Origin of the sequence: Lysinibacillus xylanilyticus (assembly GCF_001183605.1) — a bacterium.
GTDB lineage: Bacteria > Bacillota > Bacilli > Bacillales_A > Planococcaceae > Lysinibacillus > Lysinibacillus xylanilyticus.
The window spans coordinates 406,459-433,426 of record NZ_LFXJ01000008.1 but is presented as its reverse complement, the minus strand read 5'-3'; the positions used below and the strand labels follow the sequence as shown (position 1 = coordinate 433,426).

25 protein-coding genes, 1 riboswitch and 1 other annotated feature are annotated in these 26,968 nt (G+C 37.7%); of the genes, 1 reads left to right on the top strand and 24 read right to left on the bottom strand.

Annotation, left to right across the window (positions count from 1 at the left end; genetic code table 11):
- Nucleotides 1-705: 705 nt before the first annotated feature.
- The 23 genes from mtnN to hpaB form a co-directional block, all read right to left on the bottom strand.
- Nucleotides 706-1,398 (bottom strand): 5'-methylthioadenosine/S-adenosylhomocysteine nucleosidase, encoded by a 693-nt coding sequence (mtnN, locus tag ACZ11_RS17165; protein WP_049667743.1) that lies wholly within the window; start codon nt 1,396-1,398, stop codon nt 706-708.
- 61 nt (nt 1,399-1,459) lie between these two features.
- Nucleotides 1,460-2,113 carry a YrrS family protein gene (locus tag ACZ11_RS17160; protein ID WP_049667742.1) on the bottom strand — a complete coding sequence of 218 codons (654 nt, stop codon included), beginning with the start codon at nt 2,111-2,113 and terminating at the stop codon, nt 1,460-1,462.
- 492 nt (nt 2,114-2,605) lie between these two features.
- Entirely contained in the window at nt 2,606-3,094 is a 489-nt protein-coding gene (greA, locus tag ACZ11_RS17155) for a transcription elongation factor GreA (protein WP_049667741.1), read from the bottom strand.
- A 187-nt stretch (nt 3,095-3,281) separates the two neighbouring features.
- Nucleotides 3,282-3,920, bottom strand: a complete 639-nt coding sequence (udk, locus tag ACZ11_RS17150) for a uridine kinase (RefSeq protein WP_049667740.1) — start codon at nt 3,918-3,920, stop codon at nt 3,282-3,284.
- Nucleotides 3,920-5,200 (bottom strand): peptidase U32 family protein, encoded by a 1,281-nt coding sequence (locus tag ACZ11_RS17145; protein ID WP_049667739.1) that lies wholly within the window; start codon nt 5,198-5,200, stop codon nt 3,920-3,922. Before ACZ11_RS17145 ends, udk begins: the two co-directional genes overlap by 1 nt.
- Before the next feature lie 14 nt (nt 5,201-5,214).
- On the bottom strand, nt 5,215-6,147 hold the full coding sequence (locus ACZ11_RS17140; protein WP_049667738.1) for a peptidase U32 family protein: 933 nt from the start codon (nt 6,145-6,147) through the stop codon (nt 5,215-5,217).
- Between the two features lie 5 nt (nt 6,148-6,152).
- The gene (locus ACZ11_RS17135) at nt 6,153-6,785 is read right to left on the bottom strand and encodes an O-methyltransferase (protein WP_049667737.1); all 633 of its coding nucleotides are present in this window, start codon (nt 6,783-6,785) and stop codon (nt 6,153-6,155) included.
- 595 nt (nt 6,786-7,380) lie between these two features.
- The gene (mltG, locus tag ACZ11_RS17130; RefSeq protein ID WP_049667736.1) at nt 7,381-8,508 is read right to left on the bottom strand and encodes an endolytic transglycosylase MltG; all 1,128 of its coding nucleotides are present in this window, start codon (nt 8,506-8,508) and stop codon (nt 7,381-7,383) included.
- A 329-nt stretch (nt 8,509-8,837) separates the two neighbouring features.
- A complete protein-coding gene (locus ACZ11_RS27085; RefSeq protein ID WP_053093231.1) occupies nt 8,838-9,122 on the bottom strand; it encodes an acyl-CoA/acyl-ACP dehydrogenase in 285 nt (94 codons plus the stop codon).
- A 15-nt stretch (nt 9,123-9,137) separates the two neighbouring features.
- The gene (locus tag ACZ11_RS17125) at nt 9,138-9,896 is read right to left on the bottom strand and encodes an acyl-CoA dehydrogenase family protein (RefSeq protein WP_082172832.1); all 759 of its coding nucleotides are present in this window, start codon (nt 9,894-9,896) and stop codon (nt 9,138-9,140) included.
- Between the two features lie 64 nt (nt 9,897-9,960).
- Nucleotides 9,961-10,218 carry a hypothetical protein gene (locus tag ACZ11_RS17120; RefSeq protein WP_049667735.1) on the bottom strand — a complete coding sequence of 86 codons (258 nt, stop codon included), beginning with the start codon at nt 10,216-10,218 and terminating at the stop codon, nt 9,961-9,963.
- Entirely contained in the window at nt 10,218-11,561 is a 1,344-nt protein-coding gene (locus ACZ11_RS17115) for an LLM class flavin-dependent oxidoreductase (protein ID WP_049667734.1), read from the bottom strand. Before ACZ11_RS17115 ends, ACZ11_RS17120 begins: the two co-directional genes overlap by 1 nt.
- 94 nt (nt 11,562-11,655) lie before the next feature.
- Nucleotides 11,656-12,492, bottom strand: a complete 837-nt coding sequence (locus ACZ11_RS17110) for a MetQ/NlpA family ABC transporter substrate-binding protein (protein WP_049667733.1) — start codon at nt 12,490-12,492, stop codon at nt 11,656-11,658.
- A 14-nt stretch (nt 12,493-12,506) separates the two neighbouring features.
- Nucleotides 12,507-13,160, bottom strand: a complete 654-nt coding sequence (locus tag ACZ11_RS17105) for a methionine ABC transporter permease (protein WP_049667732.1) — start codon at nt 13,158-13,160, stop codon at nt 12,507-12,509.
- Nucleotides 13,102-14,181 carry a methionine ABC transporter ATP-binding protein gene (locus ACZ11_RS17100; RefSeq protein ID WP_049667731.1) on the bottom strand — a complete coding sequence of 360 codons (1,080 nt, stop codon included), beginning with the start codon at nt 14,179-14,181 and terminating at the stop codon, nt 13,102-13,104. Before ACZ11_RS17100 ends, ACZ11_RS17105 begins: the two co-directional genes overlap by 59 nt.
- Nucleotides 14,182-14,230: 49 nt before the next feature.
- Nucleotides 14,231-15,040, bottom strand: a complete 810-nt coding sequence (locus ACZ11_RS17095) for a MetQ/NlpA family ABC transporter substrate-binding protein (RefSeq protein WP_049667730.1) — start codon at nt 15,038-15,040, stop codon at nt 14,231-14,233.
- 300 nt (nt 15,041-15,340) lie between these two features.
- Nucleotides 15,341-15,868: a DUF1292 domain-containing protein gene (locus ACZ11_RS17090; RefSeq protein WP_049667729.1), complete on the bottom strand. Its 528-nt coding sequence runs from the start codon at nt 15,866-15,868 to the stop codon at nt 15,341-15,343.
- Nucleotides 15,869-16,196: 328 nt separating this feature from the next.
- Nucleotides 16,197-16,505: a DUF1292 domain-containing protein gene (locus ACZ11_RS17085; RefSeq protein WP_049667728.1), complete on the bottom strand. Its 309-nt coding sequence runs from the start codon at nt 16,503-16,505 to the stop codon at nt 16,197-16,199.
- 18 nt (nt 16,506-16,523) lie between these two features.
- Nucleotides 16,524-16,940, bottom strand: a complete 417-nt coding sequence (gene ruvX, locus ACZ11_RS17080; protein ID WP_049667727.1) for a Holliday junction resolvase RuvX — start codon at nt 16,938-16,940, stop codon at nt 16,524-16,526.
- 2 nt (nt 16,941-16,942) lie between these two features.
- On the bottom strand, nt 16,943-17,209 hold the full coding sequence (locus ACZ11_RS17075) for an IreB family regulatory phosphoprotein (RefSeq protein WP_004226839.1): 267 nt from the start codon (nt 17,207-17,209) through the stop codon (nt 16,943-16,945).
- Nucleotides 17,210-17,508: 299 nt separating this feature from the next.
- Nucleotides 17,509-20,169 carry an alanine--tRNA ligase gene (gene alaS, locus ACZ11_RS17070; protein ID WP_049667726.1) on the bottom strand — a complete coding sequence of 887 codons (2,661 nt, stop codon included), beginning with the start codon at nt 20,167-20,169 and terminating at the stop codon, nt 17,509-17,511.
- A 175-nt stretch (nt 20,170-20,344) separates the two neighbouring features.
- Nucleotides 20,345-20,559 (bottom strand) — a binding site (T-box leader).
- A 70-nt stretch (nt 20,560-20,629) separates the two neighbouring features.
- The gene (locus ACZ11_RS17065) at nt 20,630-21,595 is read right to left on the bottom strand and encodes a magnesium transporter CorA family protein (RefSeq protein ID WP_049667725.1); all 966 of its coding nucleotides are present in this window, start codon (nt 21,593-21,595) and stop codon (nt 20,630-20,632) included.
- 286 nt (nt 21,596-21,881) lie between these two features.
- A riboswitch (M-box (ykoK) riboswitch) is annotated at nt 21,882-22,047 on the bottom strand.
- Between the two features lie 99 nt (nt 22,048-22,146).
- Entirely contained in the window at nt 22,147-23,583 is a 1,437-nt protein-coding gene (hpaB, locus tag ACZ11_RS17060; protein WP_049667724.1) for a 4-hydroxyphenylacetate 3-monooxygenase, oxygenase component, read from the bottom strand.
- 343 nt (nt 23,584-23,926) lie between these two features.
- Between hpaB and ACZ11_RS17055 the strand changes: the two genes are divergently transcribed.
- A complete protein-coding gene (locus ACZ11_RS17055) occupies nt 23,927-24,115 on the top strand; it encodes a hypothetical protein (protein WP_049667723.1) in 189 nt (62 codons plus the stop codon).
- Nucleotides 24,116-24,376: 261 nt separating this feature from the next.
- Here the strand turns inward: ACZ11_RS17055 and recD2 are convergent, their stop codons facing one another.
- Complete coding sequence (gene recD2, locus ACZ11_RS17050; protein WP_049667722.1) at nt 24,377-26,815, bottom strand: SF1B family DNA helicase RecD2; 2,439 nt, start codon at nt 26,813-26,815, stop codon at nt 24,377-24,379.
- Between the last annotated feature and the right edge of the window lie 153 nt (nt 26,816-26,968).

Genomic DNA, 26,968 nt, shown 5'->3' with positions numbered 1-26,968 from the left:
GCAATTAATCTTGTATTTTTTGTTACAAAAGTATTAGGCTCGTCATAACGTGGGGTTGATTTATGTTCTTTAACGGGCGCTTTCCTGAGGGTGTCTGATGAGCCGATTAGGACAACAAATTTTTCTTGCGCGAAAGCGTAGTGCTAACGCAGCAGCAGCAGCGGGAGGTTGGTCACGTGGGCGATATCACAGGACGTGATGTTTTTAGCCTTCGTTCCCCTGCCTGCTCGCTCCAGAGTCTTATCTGTGATGCTATCTCCAAGGAGTCGCCACACCTCACTCCTATCACTTATATACTAAGCATACGTTTTACCAAACATCATCCCTAACTTTTAGTAATGAGCCAATCCTTAGTAAGTTCGCGTCGCGTAACTATGAAGCAATAAAAAAGCTCTCTTGCGATTGAATGTCGCAAGAGAGCTTTTTCTCTTAATGAAATTCTGCTGATTCTGATAGTTCTACCGAAATAAGTGTACCGAGTAACATTGTTATAATGACTACACCCACTGTTAAAAATAGCATTATGAATGCCTCCCATCTAAATATGAAGAGATTTATTTAACAACAGTTTAGCATTAGCGAGACTTTCAAACTGTGATTTTTCTCACACTAAAAGCCACTCATTTTGACTATTTTGTGTAGTTTATCTCGCAGATTTGTGAATACGAAAAATCAGTGGGGATGAAGAAAACCCCACTGGAATATTTATAACGATTCTATAGCTTTAAGTACGATTTGTGTGGAATGCTTTGCAGCTACTGGTAAAAACTCATCGAAGCTAATATTCGATTCTTTTCCAGCAATATCTGATAAAGCACGAATAACAACAAACGGCGTACCAAATTGATAACACACTTGTGCAACAGCTGCTGCTTCCATCTCCACTGCCTTCATTTGTGGGAAATGGCGTCGGACATCTTCTACACGAACAGGATCATTCATAAAGGCATCACCTGAGCAAATTAAACCAATACCATATTGGTGCTCTCCAACAGCCTCTACTGCCTCTTCAGCCACTTTCATAAGTTTTTCATCTGATTTATAAGCTGCTGGCATACCTGCCATCTGACCCATTTCATAACCGAAAATCGTAACATCTACATCATGATGACGAACTTCATCCGAAATAACGACTGCACCTACTTCAAGAGTTTCATCATAGCCGCCTGCAGAGCCCGTATTAATGACTACATCAGGCTTAAATTCATGTAATAGAATAGTAGTTGACATTGCAGCATTTACTTTACCAATACCGCTCTTTAATAAAACTACCTCTTTCCCTTTATAAGTTCCTGTTGTATACTCACTGCCTGCGATTGTTGAACTTTCTGCATTATCTAATGATGCTCTTAAAAGCTCTACTTCCTCTTCCATTGCGCCGATTACTGCAATTTTCATCTCTCTGTTACTTCCCTTCTTTAATCAACTCTATTAAAAATAAACAAACGTTTTATTTTCGTCAATAGGCGCCATCTAATGTATTTAGTTGCTCAAGTTTTACTGTTGTCCAGCCTTCGTTGTCGACCCATTCCATACTAACGCGATACATTTTTGTCTTATCATTTGTTGAAACTGTTGCAATAGCTGAATTAGCGCTACCGTTATTCCCCATACGCCAAACAATCATATTGTCCTTTCCGATGCCTGTAACGGCCGAAACTGTTGCTACCTTTTCAGCCCAGTCTACTGATTTATCATCGTAAGAAGACACATGCTGACCTGTTTGTGTTGTAGGTGTAGGTTGCCAGTTTTCATTTGTTATGACCTTGTCAACAATTGGGTTGTCTGAAGTAGTTTCAGTAGTAGCGTCCTGTTCAGATGTTTGTGATTCTTCTGTAGGCTCTTCCTTTGCTGGTTTTTCCTCTTTAGCTGATACATCATTATTTTGCTCTTTAGAAGGCTCTTCCTTCACATCTTCTTTATCGTTCTTCTGCTCCTGTTTTGGCTCGTCTTTCTCAGCCTTTCCTGCATCATCCTGCCATTTAAACACAAATGTTGCTGTTATAATAATTAATATCACGACAATACCAATTAAAACATTCAATAGTTTATCTAGCTTTTTATTACGAGATGGCTGCAAATGACGACTGCTTCGAGTTTTTCGTTCACTCATGAAGTCTCCCCCTCTCTAGCCAATATTCTATCAAGTTCAACAGTACTTGCAAAATAATTGTGCTCATATATTTTTTCGTAGAGAAAAATATAGACATCTCGACGTATTTTCCAACGATTTATGGATCATCACCAAAACGTGTGGTTGATTTCCGTTCCGACTGCGCGCTTTATCTCTGACGCTTCGCTTTCGCGCAGAGCAAAGCTTCCTAGTGGCGTCCAGCCTCCACTCCAATCAACCTATTTACATAGTATATGTTTTAGCAAATGTCATCCACAACTTTCGGTGACGAACCATATTTTCATCATTTATGTGAAAATTTACATATAATGCAGATTCAAGAATCATTTTTTCCTTGGCATAGTTGCTGTTGTCGCTTCGCTTTCGCACAGATAAACCCTTTTGTTTCTGTCGCTACAAAAAAACATTTGCGGATGAAAAAAAAGCAGCTAGCTCTCCTTTAAAAAGATAAGCTAACTGCTTGTACTAAAATTATTTTATTGAAATAATTTTAACTTTCATTTCACCACCAGGTGTTTGTACGACAACCTCTTCGCCTTCAGCACGACCAAGCAAGCCTTTAGCAATTGGTGATTCATTCGAAATACGGAACTCCATTGGATCTGCCTCAGCCGAACCAACAATTGTATACGATTCCTCATCTGTTGATGGTTTCCCATTAATAACTTCTACAAATGTAACCGTTTTCCCTAGTGATACTACACTGTTGTCTGTTTCATCCTCAGAAATAATAACTGCGTTACGAATCATTGATTTTAATGTAGAAATTCGACCTTCTAAAAAGGCTTGTTCTTCTTTTGCAGAATCATACTCAGCATTTTCAGAAAGATCCCCGAAATCACGAGCGATTTTAATACGTTCTACGATTTCCTTACGTGTTTCTGTTTCTAATTTCACTAATTCTTCTTCTAATTTTCTTTTACCTTCAGCTGTCATTGGGTATTGTTTTTCGTTTGCCAAAGTTCTTCACTCCTTGTTTTCGTCAATATAAAAACATAAAACTCGATTAAGTGCCTAGTAGGATTCACTTAATCGAATTTTATTATTTTTAAACGGTTTCAAATTACTCTTTGACCTAATAGTATGCATGCCTTTCTGAAATATGTACAGATTTGCATGTAAATATTGTCAATACAACTCTATCTTATTACAATACGTTGTCGGTTTCAAGGATAGTTTTAATCTTAGTTACCATTAAATCAATCGCAACCTCATTATCCCCACCTTCAGGAATAATAATATCAGCATAACGTTTCGTCGGTTCAATAAATAAATTATGCATTGGACGCACTGCCGATAAATATTGGTCGATTACAGAATCGGTTGTACGTCCACGCTCTTTTATATCACGCATTATACGACGAATAATACGTAAATCTGAGTCCGTATCTACAAATAATTTAATGTCCATTAAATCACGTAAATCTGCATCTTCTAACACTAAAATACCTTCTAGTATAATAACATCTACAGGCTCTACATGAATAACTTCTTGAGCTCTTGTATGCTGCACATAATCATATACTGGCTTTTCGATTGGTTGACGGACCAATAATTTTTTTAGGTGTTCAATTAACAAATCATTATCAAACGCTAACGGATGGTCATAGTTTGTACCTAAACGCTCCTCAAACGTTAAATGACTTTGATCTTTATAATAAAAATCTTGTTCAATTACAACTACTGAATGATCGCGGAAAACATCATAAATAGCACGGGTCACACTCGTCTTTCCCGAGCATGAGCCACCAGCGATTCCGATGACGACTGGACGCTTTGCTGCCATTATTTATTCTCCTTTCGCATCATGTTATGTGGTTTTAATGGTGTATCGCATTTAAATTTAACAATTTGTAGTGGATGACGTGCCGCATCTAAGCTATTGCCATCCTCGTCCCAAATCTCACCCATTGTAAAACGGAAATTTTCGATTTCTGGTCCAAAGAACTCTACCTCATCACCAGGTTTAAAATAGTTACGTTGTTGCATTGTAACAATTTTTGTTTCAGTGTCATGCTCCAAAATTAAACCAGCAAACTCATAAGTTGTTTTACGTCCATGAACACCAAACATTTGCTCCTCCTGGCCAGGGGCATCATGGAAGAATGCTTCAGCAGTATCTCGGTTAGCACATTTGTCTAGTTCTTCAAGCCATTCACGTTTAATTTTGAAATTTTCAGGGTCAGCACAATAAGCGTCAATCACTTTGCGGTACACTGAAACAACTGTAGCAACATAGTGAATTGATTTCATACGACCTTCTACTTTTAATGAATCAATACCAAGCTCAATCATATGTGGAATTGCTTCAATCAGCTTTAAGTCTTTCGGACTCATAGCAAAAGGTGCGTGGTTATCATCGAAAAGTGCCTTTTCTTCGCCATCTTCTAGCTCATATAAATCATAGTCCCAACGACAAGATTGACAGCAACCACCACGGTTAGAGTCACGAGCAGTCATATGATTTGAAAGTACACAGCGACCAGAATAGGCGATACACATTGCTCCATGAACGAAAGCCTCAATTTCAATATCGACTTTTTCTTTCATCAGCTTCATTTCTTCGCCGCCAACTTCACGTGCTAATACTACACGATGTAAGCCTTCTTCTTTCCAGTACTGTACTGCCTTCCAGTTCGATAAAGATTGCTGTGTAGAAAGGTGAATTTCAAGCTTTGGTGCAGCTGTACGGCATGTTTCAATGATTAATGGGTCCGCTACTATAATGCCTGTAACACCTGCAGATTCAATATCTTGTAAATATTGCTCTAAGCCGTCCATATTTTCATTGTGTGCGAAAATATTTGTCGTAACATATATTTTTGCACCGTATTTATTGGCGAATTCAACACCTTCGCGCATTTCTTCAATTGAGAAGTTATCTGCGTTTGAACGTAGACCGAACTCTCGTCCACCGATAAATACAGCATCCGCTCCATAATGAACTGCTACTTTTAATTTTTCTAAACTACCTGCAGGGGCAAGTAGCTCTGGTTTTTTTGTAATGACACGTTTACCGTCTACAATCTCACGGATTTTGTCATTTTGCTCTAATACTAATGCCATGTTCTTGCCACCTCCTAGTAAACTGTTTCCTTGAAGATAAAGCCAGTATCAAGAGGTCTGATGGTAGGCTGAATTTCTTCAATTTTAACTAATAAATCATCTTTAATATCTTCGTAAGCATCTTCTGATTCGTCAAAATATGTGTCAATTGCTTGACGATAAGCTTCTGTTACTGTGACCACATATTCTGGCGCTTGAAGAACACCCTCAATTTTCAATGCATCAATGCCACCTTCGAATAATTCGCCAAGCTCATCAATAATGCACATATCGTTTGGACTGAAAATATGAGTACCGTTAGCGTCCTCATAAATCGGATATTTATTATTACGTTCATCATCATGAATGAACATATTGCGGTTTTCCTTACGATTTTCAATTTCCATTACTTTATCTTGATATAAGAAATAATGGCCTAGTAATGGACGTTTTGATTGGAACATACATGTCATTCCATGTACTTGAACCTCAATCTCTACTTCTGTATTTTCTTTAATTTCTAGCACTTCATCTAAAGAAAGTTCACGTGAAAGCACTGCTCGAGTTGCTCCGCGTTTCCCCCAATAATTTGCAGTAAACCAGTTCGTTGCAGTCGTTTCTGGATTCCAGTGTAGCGGTATTGTTACACCTTGCTCACGACGGATGATTAATACTGCTGGATCACCATAAATTAAACGGTCAACACCAATACGTTGCATTTCTTTTAAATATTCGGCAAGCGCATCCAATTTTTCATTATGGAATAACGCATTTACCGCAACATAAACCTTTTTACCCGCTGCATGAATTAGCTTTGTAGCTTCTTCCACTTCACTAACAGAAAATTCTCCAGCTAGGCGTAGACCAAATTGTTGTTCACCAATGACAAAAGCATCTGCTCCAGCCTGTAAAAGTGCTTTTACATGGTCCACTGATTGTGGTGTAACAAGCAATTCAGGTTTTTTCATAATAGTCACCTCTTCAAACATAATAATAAACCATCACCAACTGGTAAAAATGCACTTGTGTAATCAGGATGCTGCATAATCCATTCGGTGAAGTTTTTTAAATTGCGAATCATTGTACGCTTACGACGCGGTACATCTTTTAAATCCAAATCTGATAAGCCATGCATATACATATTATCGATATACAGAACTCCTCCAGATTTTACAAGAGGCGCGTACTTTTCAAAAAAGCGTTGATATTGTCCCTTTGCAGCATCGATAAAAACCGCATCGAAGGTCGTTTGAATTGCTTCATCGTTCACCTCTAAGGCGTCACCTTCAATGACCGTAATACGATCTGATACCGTGGAACGCTCAATATAAGCTTTTGCTCGAGTAACACGCTCTATATCACGCTCGATTGTAACAATCTGCACATTTGGTAAAGCCTCTGCCATCCTTATTGCAGAATAACCAATTGCTGTACCAATCTCTAAAATTTTCGACGGATTTTGAATACGTAGCAGTTGATTTAGTGCATCAATGCCTGAAAGTTGCATAATCGGTACATGATTCTCCTCCGCAAATGCTTCCATTTCTAAAAGCAATTCATTACGTGGTTGAATAAATGATTGTATATATGCATCTGATAATTCCATTTTTTAGTTCACCCTCATATCAATTATGCCTCGGCATAATTGTGTCTGGAATCGGCTTTGTGCTTAGGCCTGCTGGATGCAGGTCAGTTAGCCGTTATCGCATGGATGCGATGGTTTTAGGCTAACATCCTTTAAGAACTCCTTACCGATTTCCGTGACATCCGCCGGAGGCTTTAACTTCTTTCAGCGGATGTTTGTACACAGCTGAAAAGTGACTTGAAATCGCATTCATCTCTCCACCTATAGAGGTGTGAGACTACTGTAGCTGACGCTTCGCTTTCGCTACAAAAGAGATCTGCTGAAAGAAGTTAATAGGCAACGAGCAATACTCGTTGTCTGTACTTCATCATTTAGCAACAAAAAGAAAAAGACCAAACGTGATGTCTTGGTACTTCGTCATACAAAAATGAGCAATTGTTTTATAAGCTCAACAATTGCCACCACGTATATTATTCCGCATTAACGGACAGATTGAATTTTTTCCATGCGGATCGATTAAAAATCACAATTTATAATAGCACGAAAATAGAAGGAAAGCTATTTTTCTTTCCTTCTACCCACATTATTGCTATTTAATTTTTTCTATTTAAAGTACTTACTCTGCTTTTTTTATATATTTATCTACTTTCTGTAAATGTTCATCGTATGTTTTCGAGAAGTGATTGACACCTTTTTTATCCGCTAAGAAGAAGAGGTAGTCCGTTTTACTTGGATTAAGCACTGCTTCAATTGAAGTTTTTCCAGCACCCGCAATAGGACCTGGTGGTAAGCCTTTATTTTTGTAAGTATTATAGGCATTATCTACTTCTAAATCTTCATATAATACACGATCTTTATGGGAACCAAGTGCATATAAAACAGTTGGGTCTGTTTGTAGTGGCATGCCTTGATCGATACGATTATAGAATACGCTCGCAATTGTTTCTCGATCTGTTTGAGCAGTAGCCTCTCTTTCCAGTAATGAAGCGAATGTTAATAATTGATGTACTGACATTTTCTTTTCAGTTAAAACATCGTTGTAATTTTTCACAACCTTGTCCATTGCTCTTACCATTTCGTCTACGATCGATTCTAATGATGGCTTCTCTTCAAAATAAGAATAAGTTGCAGGGAATAAATAACCCTCTAAATCATGTCGAATATTCTCGGCTAAAACCGCATCCGTTACAAGCTCAGGATATTTAGCCTTCATTTGTTGCACAAACGCATCACTTGTTACTAAGTCCATAAATTCTTTTTGAGTGTACGGCGTTTTCTTTTCCACAATGTTACCAATTTGTTCAAGTGTTAAACCTTCAGGAATTGTCATTGTAAAGACAGGCTTACGGTAGACCTTCCCGGTTTTTAAACTTTCGATTAGCTCATCGAATGTCATTGCTTGTGTTAAATCATAGTTTCCTGCTTGGAACTGGGATTCATTTTTAAATTTAGCATAGTATTTAAAAACACGAGCATCTTTAATAACTCCTTTTTTCTCTAGTAGAGTTGAAATAGAGCTTAAATTTGAGCCTATTGGCACTTCAACTGCTATTGTTTTAGTCGCATCTGGATCCATTGGTTCTAAGGCACTCTTCACATAATTATAACCAAGTAAACCGACAATCCCTGATATTAGAACAAAAGCAATTGCTACAATAGCAACGATTTTTCTCACAATTTTTACCTCGGATTTTCTTTCTTGCATTTTTGAAAACATTTCTTGTTTTTTCGAACCGTTATTCACGGGTTTCCCCCCTATCACTCCATTATCATACTAGAAATCAACTTTCACGACAAACAGAAATAGATAATTCAGTAAAAATAGATCATATCAATTATGGCTTGGACAAAAGAAAGAATATAATAAATCAAAGTTGATTTTCAGTTCAATAAAATTTCATCAAAACTGTTCTTTGTCTTCCATATAATATCAGAGAAATCCAGTTAGATTATACGGGGATAGGTTTAATTATTAATCAGAGGAACTCCTTCCATATGAAAAACAAAAATCTGCCAACTAGTTTGTTAGCAGATTTAATAATATTCTCTAATTATCTCAAAATAAAGTGATATCTATAATTGAAAAGCTTCTTGTTTGACATCGACAAGTAAACCTTTTGCAAGCTGTGCAATAACTACAGCATCAGCCGGAGGATTAAAACGGCTACATTGAACGTCTCGAAATAGTCGTTGTAATTTACTAGTTTTAGACAGACTTCGTCCCCAACAACTTGCATTGCTTTTTTTTACGATGTCAATCGCATTGTTACAAATAACATACTTTGCAATACTAACATCTTCAGAAAGTTGGTCCTTAATCGCAGGATTTTGTTTAACTTGCGCTGCGATACTATACAATGTTCGACGTGCCGTTTAAAGCACTTCTATTTCACCAATTTTTTGTTGGACATGACTTGCGTGTGCGATAGTATTTTCTAAGCTATATGAATAGGTATTTTTAGCAAAATCTATTGCATAATCCCTAGCTGCACCAGCAACTCCTAAGTAAACAGCTGGAATTTCTAACGAATAGACGCGTCCATCCGCTAAAAAACGATTTACTTCCTTTGGACGGTGTTTGTATAGCAATGCCTCCTCTGGAACAAATGTGTCATGGAAAATAATATCATGACTACCTGTTGCACGCATTCCCATCGCATCCCATGTATGAATAACCTTTACCTGATCATTTTTGGTTATTAAAAATTCAGCTGTTAAATTTTCTTCTTCTATAAAAGCGATAATCGTAAATTGTTTTAATATTGGGGCTAAGGAAGCAAAAGCCTTTTCGCCTGTAATGATATAGCCTCCAGGCACTTTTTTCGCAATTGTTCCCGGTAAACTTCCACGAGAGATATTCCCCTTCCCTCGCTCGCTATTTATAATATTTAAGAGAGAACCTTCTTTAACTGCTTTATGGCACAATTCCGCAAATATAGGCTCAGGCCATGTATCCGCCTCACGAACGTTCAAAAAAGTTAATAAGTGCCACCCAACAGACAATGCAGTAGAACCATCACCTTTAGCTAATTGTTCCTGTACTAATAACATTTCATAAAGAGAAATTTCCTCGCCGCCGTATTTTTTCGGCACCGTTAATTTAAAATAGCCAGCATCCTTTAAGATTATCAATTATGCCAAGTCATAATTGCGTCCGGAATCGGCTTTGTGCTTAGGCCTGCTGGATGCAGGTCAGTTAACCGTTATCGCATGGATGCGATGATTTTAGGTTAACATCCTTTAAGAACTCCTTTCCGATTCCGCGACATCCGCCGGAGGCTTTAACTTCTTTCAGCGGGTGTTTTGACGCCCGCTGAAAGAAGTTAAAATGCTCAAACGAAAATTCTCCACTCTCATCATATTTACCAGCTGTCTTGTCAATTTGTTGTGCCAATTCAAGAGCATACTGAACTAGCTGCTGCTCACGTTCGTTCCGAATAAAAACATTACTCATCAATGAGTCACCTTGCTTTTAGTAAATCTATTTTGTGGTTTTTTCAGCCCTAAATGTTCTCTTAGTGTTGAGCCTGTATACTCTTTACGATAAATACCACGCTCTTGTAAAATTGGCACAACTTTGTTCACAAAATCCTCTAAATCGCGTGGCAATAACGGAAACTGTAACATAAAGCCATCTGCCGCCTCTTCTGTAATCCACCGCTCCATCTCATCAGCAATTTGTGTTGCTGTGCCAACAAAGGCATCGCGCTTGGCAGGACCAAAAAGGCGTGCATATAAATCACCGACTTTTAAATTTTCTTTTTTAATAATCTCTAAATGCTCGTAGAAATGACTTTGAATACTATTGACCTCTGGAAAATCCACTTCGATTGCAGGAGTATCTAACGAGTACTTTGAGAAATCAACATTTCCCATATAACCCGAAACAAATTTCAAACTCTCATATGGGTCAATCAACGACTGTAATTCATTATACTTACGGATGGCCTCTTCCTCCGTATCACCCACAATTGGCGATATCCCCTGAAACACAAGTAACTCCTCGTCGGTGCGCCCAAATGGAGCAAGCTGTGCCTTTAAGTGGCGATAATGCTCCTTGGACTTCTCAATATCATCCCAATGAACAAAAACGACCTCCGCTGTTCGTGCTGCTAATTTTTGACCTGGTTTTGAAGCACCAGCCTGCACAATAACAGGCTGACCCTGAACGGAACGTGCAATATTCAACGGACCTTTCACTGACAAATATTTGCCTTTAAAAGCGGTCTCATGTACTTTATTGCGATCATAAAAAATATTATTATCACGGTCGTAGACAAAAGCATCGTCCTCCCATGAATCCCATAATGACTGAACTACATCAATAAATTCCTCTGCCCGTTCGTAACGATGATCGTGCTCCCAATGTCTGTCACGGCTGAAGTTTAAGGCCGTCTGCCCTGTTGCATCTGCTGTTGTCACTAGATTCCATCCGACTCTACCATTACTAATATGATCTACGGACATTAGCTGCCTTGCTAACACATATGGCTCACAATATGTGGTTGATGCAGTTGCCCCAAGCCCAATTTTTGTTGTCGCAGCTGCCAAAGCTGTAATCTGAATAAGAGGATCAAAGCGATTTAAAATATGTGGATGTGATTCATGATTGATCGCTAAACTATCCGCAACAAAGGCAATATCGAACTTGCCTTTTTCAGCAATTTGAGCCGCCTTTTGCAATGCATTAATATCGATGCTTGCATTTACTTTTGCAGACGGATGTTTCCAGGCTGCAGCATGCATTCCTGCCCCAATTAAATATAATGCAAGCTTTAACTCCTTTTTCTTAGTCATCTTCTCGTCATCTCCTTCTTTTCATATGAATCAAATTCGCGATCGCTTTGCTTTCACACAGATTTCAGGAAGTTTTAGGCCAATATATTGTAAGTTAATGAAGATAAAACTCTTTCCATGTAGCTAATTCATCTAATGGCATTTTTACAGGAATATAATTGCCATTAGAAACATCTTTAATGAAATTAGTAGTTTCTTCACGCTGATAGATGGCAACAATTTTTTCCAATGTCTCATTGTCCTTATCTTCAGATCTTGCCACGATGACATTAATAAATGGCTTAGCCGTTTCATTCTCATGAATAATGGCATCTTTCAATAGTAGGCCAGCCTCGACAGCAACCCCATTATTAATGACCGCAAAATCTGCATCCTCCATAACCCTAGGTGTCGTCGCACCATCAACCGGTAAAATGTTTAATTTCTTTGGATTATCTTTAATTCGATCCTCTCCACCATTACCATCAAAATTATCCGTAACCGTCAACAAGCCATATTCTTGTAGCAGCATTAAAGCTCTACCCCAGTTAGAAGGATCGTTTGGTACAGCAATTTTCGCTCCCTCTTTAATATCATCCAATGATTTATATTTATTAGAATATAGGCCTATCGGAGCCATAATCGTTGTGCCAATTGCCTCTAAATCTGTTTTGTTATTCGTATTAAATAAATTTAAGTAAGCGACATGCTGAAACGCATTGATATCAACCTCCCCCTCCGACAATGCTTGGTTCGGGTCATATTGCGCTGAGAATGTCACTAAGTCGAGGCGAATATCTTCCTTAGCAGCCTGTTCTTTTATATACTCCCATGTTTTCAATTCTGAGCTACGGATACCAACCTTCACAGTATCTTTTTCATCTGCTTTTGCACAAGCAACTAGTAGGAACAATAATGCAATTAATCCTAATATATTATTTAATTTCCTCATATTAAAATTCTCCTTTATGACACTCTGCGTAATTTCCGTTCTAGACTATTTCCAATACTTTGAATGATTTGTACTAGTACTACTAAAATCACCACCGTTACTAAAATCGTTACATTGTCAAAGCGTTGATAGCCGTAAGTAATGGCTACATCACCAAGGCCACCGCCTCCAACTGCCCCTGCCATTGCAGTCGCTCCAATAAGCCCTATTGTTGCAGTCGTGACACTTAATATTAAAGAGGGGAAGGCTTCAGGTAGCAAAAACTTTTGGATAATTTGAAGTGGAGAGGCACCCATTGCCTTCGCCGCTTCAATAATGCCTTCATCCACTTCCAATAATGAATTTTCTATTAATCTCGATATATATGGCCCTATATGCAAGACAAGCGGTACAATAGCAGCTGTTGTACCTATTGCTGTTCCAACGAGCAAGCGTGTAAATGGAATGATAGCAACAAGCAAAATAATGAACGGAATAGAGCGCAGGGTGTTAACGATGGGATTGATGATTGAGAAGATTATTTTATTTTCAAGAATATGCCCTTTTCTCGTCACAACTAAAGTTATACCTAAAATAAAGCCCAAAATAGCTCCAAAAAATAGCGAAATACTAACCATGTACAGCGTATCTAGCACTGCGTCGATAATGATTTGCGAGCTCACCTTCATCTGCAATAACCTCCTCTATTTGAATATCTTTCGTTTGAATAAATTGATGCGCCTTGTCTATTTCTTTGTCTGTGCCAACTAGCTCAACGATTAAATTACCAAAGGGAATCCCTTGTAGCTCTGTAATATTGCCAAACAGTACATTGACATCAACATCAAATTTTTTCGCTACTTGAGAGACGACTGGTTGCCCAACATCTACACCTATAAATTTAAGGTTGTAAATCTTTTTAGAATGATCTTTCGTTTTTAATTGCTCGTAGACAGATTGTGGAATGTCATCTCGAACTACCGATTGTACAAAGTTTTTAGTCGTCTCCTCTTGCGGTGCAGAAAAAATTTCAAGTACATTGCCCGTTTCAATAACTCTTCCGTTTTCCATAACAGCTACACGATTGCAAATATCCCTTATGACTTCCATTTCATGCGTAATCATTAAAATGGTAATGCCATACTCGATATTGACTCGCTTTAGTAGCTCCAATATAGATTTAGTCGTTTGCGGGTCAAGAGCTGAGGTTGCCTCATCACATAATAGAATTGTTGGCTTTGTGACAAGTGCACGAGCAATGCCCACTCTCTGCTTTTGTCCACCTGACAGCTCATCGATATAACGCTCGGCTTTGTCCTGTAAACCGACAAACGACAAAACCTCCCTTACTTGACCTTCAATGTTTGATTTTTTAACGCCACTTAATACTAAAGGCATCGCAACATTTTCGAAGACAGTTTTTGAACGGAGAAGATTGAAATGTTGAAAAATCATACCAATGTTTTTCATTTCCTCGCGAAGCTGCTTTTTACTTAATGTTGTCAGCTCTTTACCATTCACAAGAACGCGACCAGACGTCGGTTCCTCCAATAAATTCACTGTCCGTATTAATGTACTTTTGCCAGCACCGCTAAAGCCTATAACGCCAAAAATATCACCCTTCTGAATCGTTAAATTAATGTTATTCAATGCCGTTACAACGGTTGTTCCTACCTGAAATTCCTTTGTCATTTCGATAAATTCAATCATTTCACGTTTACCTCCTTAGCATTTCATTTTGACTACTCTCGACTTTAAGCTAAAATGCTGGAACGACAGCACCTTTATACTGATCTTCAAAAAAGTTTCGCGCCTTTTCGCTTGTCAGCCATTTAACGACTTTTTGAATCGCGGGATCATTCTGTTTTTCTTTTGTCGTCGCAATAATATTGACATATGGCGATTCAGGACCTTCTATAATAAGAGCATCCTTCATAGGGTTGTAACCCCCTTCTAAGGCGTAGTTCGTATTAATAGCTGATGCGTCTACATCATCTAATGAACGAGTCAATAACTGAGAATCAACACCGATAAATTGAATATTTTTTTCGTTTTTTGTAATATCCTCAACTGTATAGTCATTTTCCTTTGCTTTATTTAATTCAATTAGTCCATTATTTTTAAATAGTAGTAAAGCTCGAGAAAAATTGACGACATCATTCGGGACGGAAACCTTTGCGTTTTGCGGTAAATCATTAATATTTTTAATTTTTTTAGAGTACACACCAAATGGTTCAATATGAATTCCTTTTACACTCACTAAATCTAAATGACTTTCTTTATTCGTTTGCTCTAAAAAGGGAATGTGTTGAAAATAGTTAAAATCTAGTTCACCATCTGCCGTTTGCTGATTTGTTTGAACAGCATCTTTTAAAATAGTAATGTCTAATTTCACACCATCTTTTTCAAGATCCTTTGCTAAATACTCTAGTACTTCCGCATGTGGCACATTGGCTGCCCCCACCTTTAACGTTACTGTTTCATCTTTGCTCGCTTCTCCTCTGTTTGTGCAACCTGCCAACAAACCTATTATTAATACACTAAATAGTAGGCCCCATATTGTCCTCATTTAATTTCCCCCTTTTCAAATTAACTTACTTGGTTTAATTTAAAACAAATCTTATCTGTTTACTTATGATTGGTCAATGCTCGATATCTCATTTTATCTACAAATATTCGAAAATTCAGATAAAATAATAAGCAGAAAATTCCGTTTTATCTATAAAATTTACTAAATTAGCTCTAAAATGCATAAATTCCATTTTAATATAGAATATTTTTACATATGAGATAGAAATATTCTATTAATACTCTACAAGCCACTTAATAAAAAAAACTCTGAGTAGCATTTTACCACTCAGAGTTCTAATTATAATTCATTTAATACATCTTCAACAAAAGCCCATTCTTCATCTGTTTCAATCGGTAATAATTCATCAATCGTTCCGTCATTTCCAGATACATATTGTGAAGCAAAAATATCTCGCTCTTCAATTGGCTCGTCCGTTGCTAGAACATAAAGTACATAGGATTTGCCAAATTGTTCTGATGAAAATGTATGAATAACCTCACATACCTGATCTGCCCCATCTTCATCTGTTATTGTAAATAGTTGCGGCTCTTCTTCAAATTCGTCTAGAAGTGTCAGGACTACCTCATTAATCATTTCCCATTCTGCATCTGTTTCAACTGGCAGTAGATTTGTCATTTCTCCATTGTTATCATCATAATCAAATGTCATAGCAGAAATGTCTCCAGGAATTTCATTACCCTCTTCGTCGATTAACGAAAACAATACATATGATTTTTCATCCGCATCGAAAGTGAAGACAACACGACACTTTTGCTCCTTACCATTCTCACCAACTATAAGAAATTCTTGCGTTTCTTCGTTCATTTAATCTCCTCCTTAACAGCTTTATGGCACATCACCATAACGTGTGGTTGATTTCCGTTCCAGCTGGGCGCGTCCGTTGAGCCGCTTGGGCCAACACGATGTTGGTCACGAAGGCGTTATCACAGGACGTGATGGTTTTAGCCTTCGTTCCTCTATTTGCTGATCCCCAAGGAGTCGCCCAGCCTCCACTCCAGTCAACAATATACAGGGCATATATAAAAATGTCATCCACAACTTTTAGTAATGAGCCAGCTTTATTCTTTCAAAAGTAAAAAAGGAACAAGGAGTGCTTGTTGCAATCCTTGTTCCACACTTTTAAAGATTACGATTATTCCTCGTTTTCATCCTCTAAAGCGTTTAATACGTCTTCTACCATATCCCACTCTGCTTCAGTTTCGATTGGTGTTAACTCACCATCTTCACCATTTTCAGATGGAACGAATGAAGATACGAAGATTTCTACAGAGCCATCTTCATCTTCTTCTGCGCCTACCATAGAGTAAAATACGTATGATTTGCCAAATTCAGCTGATTCATGTACGTGAATTACTTCACAAAGCTGTTCATTTCCGTTCTCGTCAATCACTGTAATGTGTTGTACATGTAATTCTTCTTCATGGTTATGCTCTTGTGCCATGTGGTGTCACCTCATCAATTAATTTTTGCTATCCAAGTAGCCTTGTAAAATCATCACAGCAGCCATTTTATCAATGACTTGCTTACGTTTTTTGCGACTCACGTCTGCTTCGATTAGCATACGCTCAGCAGCCATCGTAGTTAAACGCTCATCCCAAAGCTTGACCGGTAGTGAAAATGTTTCTTCTAAAAGCTTTTTATAGTTTTCAGAAGCCTCAGCACGCGGTCCAACCGTATTATTCATGTTTTTCGGGTATCCTACAACAAATTCTGTTATAGCATACTCCTTCACTAGCTCGGCTATTCGTTCAATGCCGAACTCGCCGTTAGCTTCATCAATTTTTACGGTTTCAATACCTTGGGCCGTCCACCCTAAAGCATCACTTACAGCAACGCCAACGGTTTTTGACCCAACGTCTAATCCCATAATTCTCATTTCTAGTCCTCGTTGTTCTTTTTAATATAAAACTTAACAAGCTCTTCTAGAATTTCGTCACGCTCAAGCTTGCGAATTAAATTACGAGCATCCTGATGGCGAGGAATATACGCCGGATCACCAGAAAGTAAATAACCGACAATCTGATTGATAGGATTATATCCCTTTTCCTCTAATGAAGAATGTACTTTCAACATTACCTGCTTGACTTCCTGTTCCATTGATTCTTCTGGAAAATTAAATTTCATAGTTTGATCAAATGAACTCATGACCAGCACCTCGCTTTCAGAAATAAGGAGATGTGCAAAAGCTCATCTCCAATTTCTCTTTATTATAACATGTTTTGGCGTATTATCAATTATGCCTCGGCATAATTGCGTTCGGAATCGGCTTTGTGTTTAGGCCTGCAGATGTTTTTTGCGCGAAAGCGAAGCGGCAGCAGCACCGATGCAGGTCAGTTAGCCGTTATCGCATGGATGCGATGATCTTAGGCTAACATCCCCTAAGAACTCCTTTTCCGATTCCGTGACATCCGCCGGAGGCTTTAACTTCTTTTCGCTGAAAGAAGTTAAATGGATTTAACATAATCATACACAGAAAGTAGTGCTTCATCAAGTTTTGATGCTTCTTTTGCACCTGCCATCGCCATATCTGGACGACCGCCACCTTTACCACCACATGCTTCTGCGACCATTTTCACAATATTTCCTGCGTGGTAATTGCCACCAACTAAATCTTTTGTTACACCAGCACATAGCATAACCTTTTCGCCATCGGCAGCGCCAAGAACGATAACAGCTTTAGGCATTTTTGCTTTCAAGTCATCCATCATTTGACGCAGTTGGTTATTGTCCTTCGCCTCAACTTTAGTAGATAAAACAGTTACATCGCCAAATGTTTGCGCTGCATCCACAATTGCACCTGCTTGTGCATTCGCGATTTTTTGTGATAATGCCTCATTTTCACGTTGTAACTCTTTGTAGTCAGCTTGTAATGCATGTACTTTTTTCACAATATCTTTTGGATTTGCTTTTAATAATGCTGCAGCTTCGTTTAATAAAGCTTCTTCCTCTTTTACTGCTTCATAAGCAACTTTACCTGTCACAGCCTCGATACGACGTGTACCTGCACCGATACCACCTTCTGAAACAATTTTGAAGAAGCCAATTTCAGAAGAACGTTTTACGTGAATACCACCGCATAGCTCAATAGAGTAGTCACCAATTGAAACAACGCGAACGATATCGCCATATTTCTCACCGAATAGCGCCATTGCTCCCATAGCTTTCGCTTCATCGATGCCTTTTTCTTCAATAACGACCTCTATATCATCCCACACTTTTTCATTTACAATACGTTCAATTTGTTGTAATTCCTCTTTTGTCACTTGTCCGAAGTGAGAGAAGTCAAAGCGTAAGCGATCAGGTCCTACATATGATCCAGCTTGGCTAACATGGTCGCCAAGTACATCTTTTAATGCACGTTGCATAATATGTGTTGCTGTATGGTTTTTAATAATTAAATTACGATCTTCACGGTTAACTACTGCTTTCACAGCATCTTCAACCTGCATTTCGCCAGATTCTACAAGTACAGTATGAAGCGGCTGACCATTTGGAGCTTTTTGTACATCTTTTACAATGGCAGTAAAGCTATCATTAGAAATAACACCGCTATCCGCAATTTGACCACCCATTTCAGCATAGAATGGTGTTTTAGCTAAAATAACTAGTGCTTCTTGCCCTTCAGCCGCCACTTTTGACACTTGACCGTTAACAATTATCGCTGCAATTTCTGTTTCTGTCGTTAATGTATCATAGCCTACAAATTCACTTGCAACCGTCAAGTTTGCTAGCACTTCGTTTTGTACTTGCATAGAATCAACATCCTGACGAGCTGCACGTGCGCGTTCACGTTGTTCTTCCATTGCTGCTTCAAAGCCTTCATGATCTACCTTCATGCCTACTTCTTCTGCATACTCTTCTGTTAATTCGATTGGGAAACCGTAAGTATCATATAAACGGAATGCATCTGCACCTGGAATATAGTCATGGCCAGCTGCTTTTTGAGCTTCTACTACTTCGTTAAAGATAGCAAGACCACCGTCTAATGTTTCATGGAAGCGAATTTCTTCATTTTTAATAACACGTTGGATAAACTCGCATTTTTCCGTTACTTCTGGGTAGAAATCATTCATAATTTCACCAACAGTTGGTACTAATTCAAACATAAATGGCTTTTCAATGCCGATTTGTTTTGCATAACGCACTGCACGACGTAGTAAACGACGTAATACATAACCACGACCTTCATTTGAAGGAAGAGCACCATCACCAATGGCAAACGCCACTGTACGGATATGGTCAGCGATAACTTTAAATGGTGTGTTGATATCTTCTTCTGAACCGAAGATTTCACTTAGCGCTACTTCACCTGGACGTTTGTATTTGCGATTTGCTAACTGCTCGATTTTTTCAATAATAGGCATGAATAAATCAGTATCAAAGTTCGTTGGAACATTTTGAACAACTGATACAATACGCTCTAGACCCATACCAGTATCAATATTTTGCTTTGGAAGTGGTGTATACGTACCATCAGGATTATGGTTGAATTGAGAGAACACTAAGTTCCAAATTTCAAGATAGCGTTCATTTTCACCACCTGGATACATTTCCGGATCATTTTCATCTGAACCGTAATCTTCCCCACGGTCATAGAAAATTTCTGAGTTAGGACCAGATGGACCTTCACCGATATCCCAGAAGTTCCCCTCAAGTCGGATTAAACGCTCTTCAGGAATACCAATTTCGTTATGCCAAACGTCATACGCTTCTTGATCTTCAGGATGGATCGTAATAGATAAAAGCTCTGGATCAAAGCCCATCCATTTTTTATCTGTTAAGAATTCCCAAGCAAAATGAATAGCTTCTTTTTTGAAGTAGTCCCCAATTGAGAAGTTACCTAGCATTTCAAAAAATGTATGGTGTCGAGCTGTTTTACCTACATTTTCAATATCATTTGTACGAATTGATTTTTGAGCATTTGTAATACGGGGATTTTCAGGAATAATACGACCATCGAAATATGGTTTAAGTGTTGCAACACCTGAGTTAATCCAAAGTAATGATGGGTCATTGATTGGCACTAGTGGTGCTGATGGCTCATGATGATGACCTTTTTCTTTAAAGAATTCTAAATACATGCGGCGAATTTCTACTGCTTTCATTTGAAAAGTTCCTCCCTATATGTTTTGTAAAATCACGAAATGAATCCGCAAATCAAGTTTGCCTTGGCGAATGTAGCTGACGCTCCGCTTTCGCGCAGATAAACAATGTAGCTGGCGCTTCAGATAGACAGTGTGCCATTGGCGTGCAGATAAACATAAAAAAGCCCTCATCCCGTAAAGGGACGAGGACTTATGATTTGTCTCGCGGTACCACCCTAGTTGTAAGTAAAAGTATACTTACCTCTTTAGCACTTGTAACGTAAGTGAACGGCAGGGATTAACTGCACTCTGGAGTAGCTTTCGGCATTTGCTATTGTGAGGATTTTTTCAGCCAAGAAATCCCTTTCTTTTACACGCACAAATACGTACTTTTTCCATCATCGTTTTTTACAATTTTCTAACGAGAATTATAAAAAAAATATTTTCTTCTGTCAATTGGCACTATAATTGCTAATCATAACTAAGCAATCATTTTTTTAAAATATGCCCACATTCCCCAAGTAAAAACGACTAGGAAAACACTAATTATTATTGTCGCTATTGGAGAATCTTGATATGGCAACGGGACATTCATGCCAAAAAAGCTTGTGATTACTGATAAAGGTAACATAATAGTTGAAATGACTGTTAATAAATTGAGCTTTTCTATCGATTTACCACTTATAATAGAAAAATACGTATCTAAGGTACTGTTTACTAAATCTCTATATGTTTCTGTAGATTCTACAATTCGTTCTAAATGATCATTTAAATCTTTATAGAAAGGTATATTTTCCTCACGAATTTCAAATTTCCACTGACCATTACTATTTGAAAAAATTCTTTTTTGCGGCATAATTGTTTGTCGAATTAAAATAATAGTTCGTTTTAGTGCAAGGAATTCTTCCGTAACTTCTTTTGGTTCATAATCATATATTTCTTCTTCAAGCTCGTCAATTCGTGCTCTAATTCGCTCTAAAACCGGGAAGTATTCATCCGTAATTCCATCGATAATAGTATGCAATAGAAAATCGGTACCTTTATCTAAATATTTTGTACTGTTTAAGCACACATTCTCGATGTGACCTAGCCATTTAAGTTTTTGTTTATGAACCGTTACTACATAGTTAGGACCCATAAAAATGTTTAATTCTACTGTTGTTATTTCATTGCTACTTTTTTCGTTATAAATTGGTGCATGGAAAACGAAAAATTTGTACTCGCCGTAATTATCCATTTTAGGACGTGAGCCTTCATGAAGACAATCCTCAACTGCTAATGGATGGAAACCAAATATTTCAGCTATATCATTCAATTCATTGTAGTTGTAAGCATATAAATCAACCCATAATAAATCCTCATTATGAAGGTCATGATTAAATTTTTTAATATCGAAATCATGTTGTACTGCGCTTTTTCCTTTTTCAAAATAATGGATTTTAATCATTGTTCCTCACCTCATGTTTTATTATTTAAGGACAACAAACAGGTGACGTTATTGATTGTAATTTAGCTTGTTTTAAAAGCATTTCTCATCAATACCCATTTGTTTTTGGCGATAAGAAATCGACAATCCTTAATTCTTCACTACTACTTAACTTTTTCGTACTCGGTTCAGGGCTACTATCCATTTCTCATCACCTTCCTTAAATAACAAAAACACGCCTCCGACGAATGAAGGCGTGTTGAATACACATATCAAAGAAAAGCATAGTTTCAAACACTACTCTGCTTTCTTCCTTCAAACGTTGAGTTTTAGCACTATACGGCATAGGATTTATACCAGCTACGTTAAAAAACACCTTATTTCGATGATTTCTGTTGACCCATTGGCGTCTCTCGACATTTTTGGGCAGTAGCGTATCTCCAGCATAGGAGCCTCACCTAACGAAGGGACTGTTATTTTGTTAATTTCTTTGTTCCTGTACATCATAATGTAAAGTAAAATAACTGTCAAACAAAATTAAAAATACAGAAAATTAGATATTATCTAATAAATTAATTATTATCTTTCAAAAAGTTTTCTACACGATTAACTAATTCTTCCCTATCATAACTTCTATAAAGTGCACTTGCTAAACGGACTGAGTCCCCAAAGAAAAAGCGCTCATACAGTGTTTGTCTTGTGCCAAAGCTGCTCATCGTTAAATCCCAAGCTAAGCGGAATTTTTTGACGCGCTCCTTTCCTCCATCCTGAGAAGACTGTAAATAATGCTCAAGGTCGCCGTCATCCACATTAAATGCTTTTTCACTTGGAATGGACATTAATCCGCTTGCACCAAGTAACTGGATAATTTCTGTAAAGGTCGGATATATTTTAGGGAACATCTGAATAGCTACTTGTACTGTTGGAAGGTCAGGTCTTATAAAACCAAAATCATCTCTTTTTGCTTCTACTTCGGACTTTATCAGCAAGGCCTTCATCGTTTCTAATGTCACGATGATATCAACAACCTTTTGCTGCACATGTTGATATTCGCCGATATTTATTGTATTTACAATTGACTGTACAACACCTAAGACAAATTCTGTTTTGGCAATTTGACGTGTAAGAACTTGATGTAAACCATAAGTTTGAAAACCACTAACGTTCAAAAAGTTATTGGCAACTTCTACATTTTCATAATAAAAGACGCGTTCCCACGGTACTAAAACATTATCAAACACAACAATTGCATCCATTTCCTCATAACGACTACTTAATGGATAATCAAAAAACGATTCCCCTCCGACAAATGATTGTCTACATAAAAACTTTAAACCTTTTGTATTACTTGGTATTGAGAAAGAATAGCCTTTTCCTTCATCAAAACCATTTGTTGATATAACAAGGAGTTCATCTGTAATTCCTCCCTGTGTCGCTAGTAATCTCGCACCTTTAATTACTAACCCCTCATTCGTTTTATCTACAATTTTAGCAGCGATTGTAACATCTTCTTCTTCAAAATAAAATTTTTGACGGTTTACTTGTGGCTCAATAAATGTATGCGTCATAGTCAAATCATTCTCACGAGCATACTCATAAAATTTTAACAAATGCTGAGGGAAACAATTCGGCTTATCTTTCAAATATTCTGCTATCGAAGCTAGAGCCATTAGTGTCGTATTCATGTAATCCGGACTTCTCCCCATAAGGCCATGATTGGATAATGCCCACTCTCGTATTGCATTACGTCTTTTTTCGAGATCTTCGACAGTCACCGCTTGAAGGAAAGACATACCTACACGCTTATTACTCGTAGGTGAAATATATGTCATCTTTTCAAGCAATTCCTTTTCATTTTGTATATCAAAAAGCCTTGCCTGACTCTGCATTATTCCCTTAAATGCTGGATGCTCCGACACCTTCCCTGTGACAACTTTCCCATCAATCGAAATATATGTTTTCAAAGCGTCAATACGGTCAATATATTGCTGTCCTGTAATTACTGGCATGCAGTCACCCCTAAACGTTACAAATATTTTATACTTTTTCAGTATATGAAATTTCCTAATATTAGGTTCCACTTTATCCAACTGTATTATATCAAATCCTCAAATCACCTAAACTGTACTATATTATAAACACAGTTAAAAACCCACCTTTATTGCACGATTTTTCAGTTATTTTAGATAAAAACGGTTTCAATTAGCACATTTTTAACGAGTTCAATTTTGTGACACATTCATAAAAAAGTCCTCATCGACTAGTACAGAATTACTAGAATTTATAGATATCCAGGTGTAAGATAGCTTCGTAACTAAATCAAATACATCTTTTTATTAAAGGAGAATATATATGAACAAACAAATCATTTCGTATGTGGCGGAAATGGAAGCTGCTTTAATGAATAAAATGGAGGATCATAATGAGGAGAATCTTTTATTTACGATTGCTTCAGATATGATAGCCAAAGAAAAAGATCAATTCAAAAATGTATGCCAAGCATATGAAGTAGTTAAACATCATCTAGTTGGAATTCACTAAATCAATTACGCCTCGGCATAATTGTAGCTGTCGCTTTGCTTTCGCTACAGATAAAACTAAAACCTTGTTGCTGTCGCTTCGCTTTCGCACAGATAAATTGCCACAGGACGTGGCGTTCTTAGACTGAGTTCCTCCATTTCAGCGGATTTGATATTTGGCACTCGCTGAAATAAGTTAAAAAAATTGCATAACAAAACCCGATCAATTCGAATTGATCGGGTTTTGTATTTTATATGGCACTTCATAAAATATTATCAACTTTTACTCATCTAAATAATCATACGGCGATACTCCGTCCATTCCAATCAATGGATGGATATATGGTTCTGTTTCTACCGTTAGCTTGAAATCAATCTCAATGGATTGTTTTTCATTTTGTAAATCCTCTTTTAAAGGAACAGTTTCTGCTTCTACAACTTTCTCCGCAACATTCATTGGATTGAGTCTTGCACGTAGAGACGTAAAGCGCTGTAAATCATCCGTACGCTGTAAGCCATCTGCTAGCACATCAGGCTCACCGCATAAAATCAAGAAATTTTTTGCACGCGTTATACCTGTATATAACAAATTACGTCGCAGCATTTTAGAATATCCTCTGACAACCGGCATTATAACTGTTTGGAACTCAGAGCCTTGCGATTTATGAATTGAACAACAGTAGGCAAGTGTCAATTGATTGAGGTCACTACGTTGATAAGTTACTTCAATACCATCGAATGACACAACAAGCAAATCTTGTTTCTCAATTGTTTCCTTTGCCTTAATAATACTGATTACCTCACCCATATCACCATTAAAAACATTGCTCTCTGGTTGATTAACAAGCTGTAAGACCTTATCCTTTATGCGATATGTGACATCACCAAAGACGAGCTCTTTTCTAGTACCTGTATCGTTAGGATTAATAAGGTTCTGAATCATTTTATTTAAATTGTCTATTCCTGCGGGACCTTTGTACATTGGTGCTAACACTTGGATATTACGAATTTCTTGACCTTTGGCAACCGCACTTTTCACCACTTGTGTGACAACGTTTGCTACCTGATCTGAGGAGGCTTTAATAAATGAACGGTCAGACGTTTTTAACGTTAGGTCATTTGTGATATTACCACGTTTAATTTGATGAGCAAGTTCAATAATCGTTGAGCCCTCTGCTTGTCGATATACATCTGTTAATTCAACAGTTGGTATTTGCCCGGAAGCCAACAAATCCTTTAACACCTGTCCTGGTCCTACTGGTGGAAGCTGATCTTGATCGCCAACAAATACAACTTGAACATCCTCATGCAAGGATTTTAATAATTGATGCGCGAGCCAAGTATCGACCATCGACATTTCATCTACAATAATGAGTTTCCCTGTAACTTCACGTTCAGTTTCTTCCTCTTTCTCCTGACCAGTAAAGCCTAGCAGTCGATGAATTGTCATTGCTGGAAGTTCTGTTGATTCCGATAAACGCTTGGCAGCACGTCCTGTTGGAGCACATAAAATAATCGGAAATGGTTCTTCTTTTTGTGCGTATTCCTTCGGGTTTAATGATAGTCCGTGTAACTTTGCATACACTTCTACTACACCCCGAACAACAGTTGTTTTACCAGTACCAGGGCCACCAGTTAAAATCATAACAGCTGAGTTTAAAGCTTGCTCAATAGCATTCGCTTGTGTTTCAGCATATGTGACATTGAGCATCTCTTCTGTTTCACCAATCGCTTTACGTATTTCGTCTTTGCTAAAATGTTCAGCCTTATTGTTACGTTCGATTAAAGCTAATATTTTTGATGCAATTCCGACTTCTGAGAAATATAGAGATGGTAAATATAATCTCGTCTCTTCCCCACAAATTTTACTTTCCTCACGCAATTCGATACAAGCTTTAGAAATGGTCTCAAAAGGAATATCTTCTCGTTGGCTTTGCTCAAGCATATCTTTTACTAGCGGTAAAACATGTTCTGCATCTAAATACACATGCCCGTCCGATAAAGCTGCAGTATTTAGAGTATGTAAAATCGCCGCCTTAATACGGTCTGGATGATTGCCAGTAATCCCTAATTTTGCACCTAGCTCATCGGCACGAAAGAAACCCACACCCTCTACATCTTCAATAAGGCGGTATGGATTTTCAGTTAATAATTCAACTGCCTCGGTTCGGTATGTTTGGTAAATTTTCATGCCGAGCTGTGGTCCGAAACCCCATTCATTAAGTTGAATCATCACTCGTTCTAAGCCTAAATTTTGTTCAATCGTACGATGGATAACCTCTTTTTTTTCAGCAGATAGTCGAGGTACAGCATCAAGCGCATTTGGATCCTCTAAAATAAGACGTAACGCATTCGCCCCGAGCTTTTCTACGATTGTTTCAGCAGTTTTTCTTCCGATTCCAACAAACAAATCACTCGATAAGTAATGAATAATCCCTTGCTCTGTTGCTGGTACTTCTTTTGAAAACGTCTCAATTTGAAATTGCACACCATATTTTGGATGTTGTTTCATTATACCTGTAAAACGATATTGTTCATCCATTTGTAACGGCGGAAAATATCCAACAACTATTATTTCCTTATCCTCATACTGTAAGTTGGTCTCTTGAATTTTCACACGAACTATCGAATACATATTTTGCGCATTATGGAAGATAGAGACGATTGGACGTCCGAGTATAAAAAATTTATTTAGTTCAAATAAATCATGATTCTCTGCCATTTGCGGTTCGCCCTTTCGTATTCATTTCAATCATTATATTTTACCACAGCATACTGTGAAAAATCGTTTAAAAAGAGAATTCACTAAATTTTTATCAACATTGTATTTGACGCTTTGGCTTTCGCTACATAAAACATGCTGAAAGAAGTTTGA

Coding starts and splice junctions, on each gene's coding strand:
- mtnN (WP_049667743.1), bottom strand. CDS start 1,398: ATGAAAATTGCAGTAATCGGCGCAATGGAAGAGGAAGTAGAGCTTTTA.
- ACZ11_RS17160 (WP_049667742.1), bottom strand. CDS start 2,113: ATGAGTGAACGAAAAACTCGAAGCAGTCGTCATTTGCAGCCATCTCGT.
- udk (WP_049667740.1), bottom strand. CDS start 3,920: ATGGCAGCAAAGCGTCCAGTCGTCATCGGAATCGCTGGTGGCTCATGC.
- ACZ11_RS17145 (WP_049667739.1), bottom strand. CDS start 5,200: ATGGCATTAGTATTAGAGCAAAATGACAAAATCCGTGAGATTGTAGAC.
- ACZ11_RS17140 (WP_049667738.1), bottom strand. CDS start 6,147: ATGAAAAAACCTGAATTGCTTGTTACACCACAATCAGTGGACCATGTA.
- ACZ11_RS17135 (WP_049667737.1), bottom strand. CDS start 6,785: ATGGAATTATCAGATGCATATATACAATCATTTATTCAACCACGTAAT.
- ACZ11_RS17120 (WP_049667735.1), bottom strand. CDS start 10,218: ATGAGTAATGTTTTTATTCGGAACGAACGTGAGCAGCAGCTAGTTCAG.
- ACZ11_RS17115 (WP_049667734.1), bottom strand. CDS start 11,561: ATGACTAAGAAAAAGGAGTTAAAGCTTGCATTATATTTAATTGGGGCA.
- ACZ11_RS17110 (WP_049667733.1), bottom strand. CDS start 12,492: ATGAGGAAATTAAATAATATATTAGGATTAATTGCATTATTGTTCCTA.
- ACZ11_RS17105 (WP_049667732.1), bottom strand. CDS start 13,160: ATGAAGGTGAGCTCGCAAATCATTATCGACGCAGTGCTAGATACGCTG.
- ACZ11_RS17100 (WP_049667731.1), bottom strand. CDS start 14,181: ATGATTGAATTTATCGAAATGACAAAGGAATTTCAGGTAGGAACAACC.
- ACZ11_RS17095 (WP_049667730.1), bottom strand. CDS start 15,040: ATGAGGACAATATGGGGCCTACTATTTAGTGTATTAATAATAGGTTTG.
- ACZ11_RS17090 (WP_049667729.1), bottom strand. CDS start 15,868: ATGAACGAAGAAACGCAAGAATTTCTTATAGTTGGTGAGAATGGTAAG.
- ACZ11_RS17085 (WP_049667728.1), bottom strand. CDS start 16,505: ATGGCACAAGAGCATAACCATGAAGAAGAATTACATGTACAACACATT.
- ruvX (WP_049667727.1), bottom strand. CDS start 16,940: ATGAGAATTATGGGATTAGACGTTGGGTCAAAAACCGTTGGCGTTGCT.
- ACZ11_RS17075 (WP_004226839.1), bottom strand. CDS start 17,209: ATGAGTTCATTTGATCAAACTATGAAATTTAATTTTCCAGAAGAATCA.
- alaS (WP_049667726.1), bottom strand. CDS start 20,169: ATGAAAGCAGTAGAAATTCGCCGCATGTATTTAGAATTCTTTAAAGAA.
- ACZ11_RS17065 (WP_049667725.1), bottom strand. CDS start 21,595: ATGATTAAAATCCATTATTTTGAAAAAGGAAAAAGCGCAGTACAACAT.
- hpaB (WP_049667724.1), bottom strand. CDS start 23,583: ATGCCAGTAATTACAGGACAGCAATATATTGACCGTATTGACGCTTTG.
- ACZ11_RS17055 (WP_049667723.1), top strand. CDS start 23,927: ATGAACAAACAAATCATTTCGTATGTGGCGGAAATGGAAGCTGCTTTA.
- recD2 (WP_049667722.1), bottom strand. CDS start 26,815: ATGGCAGAGAATCATGATTTATTTGAACTAAATAAATTTTTTATACTC.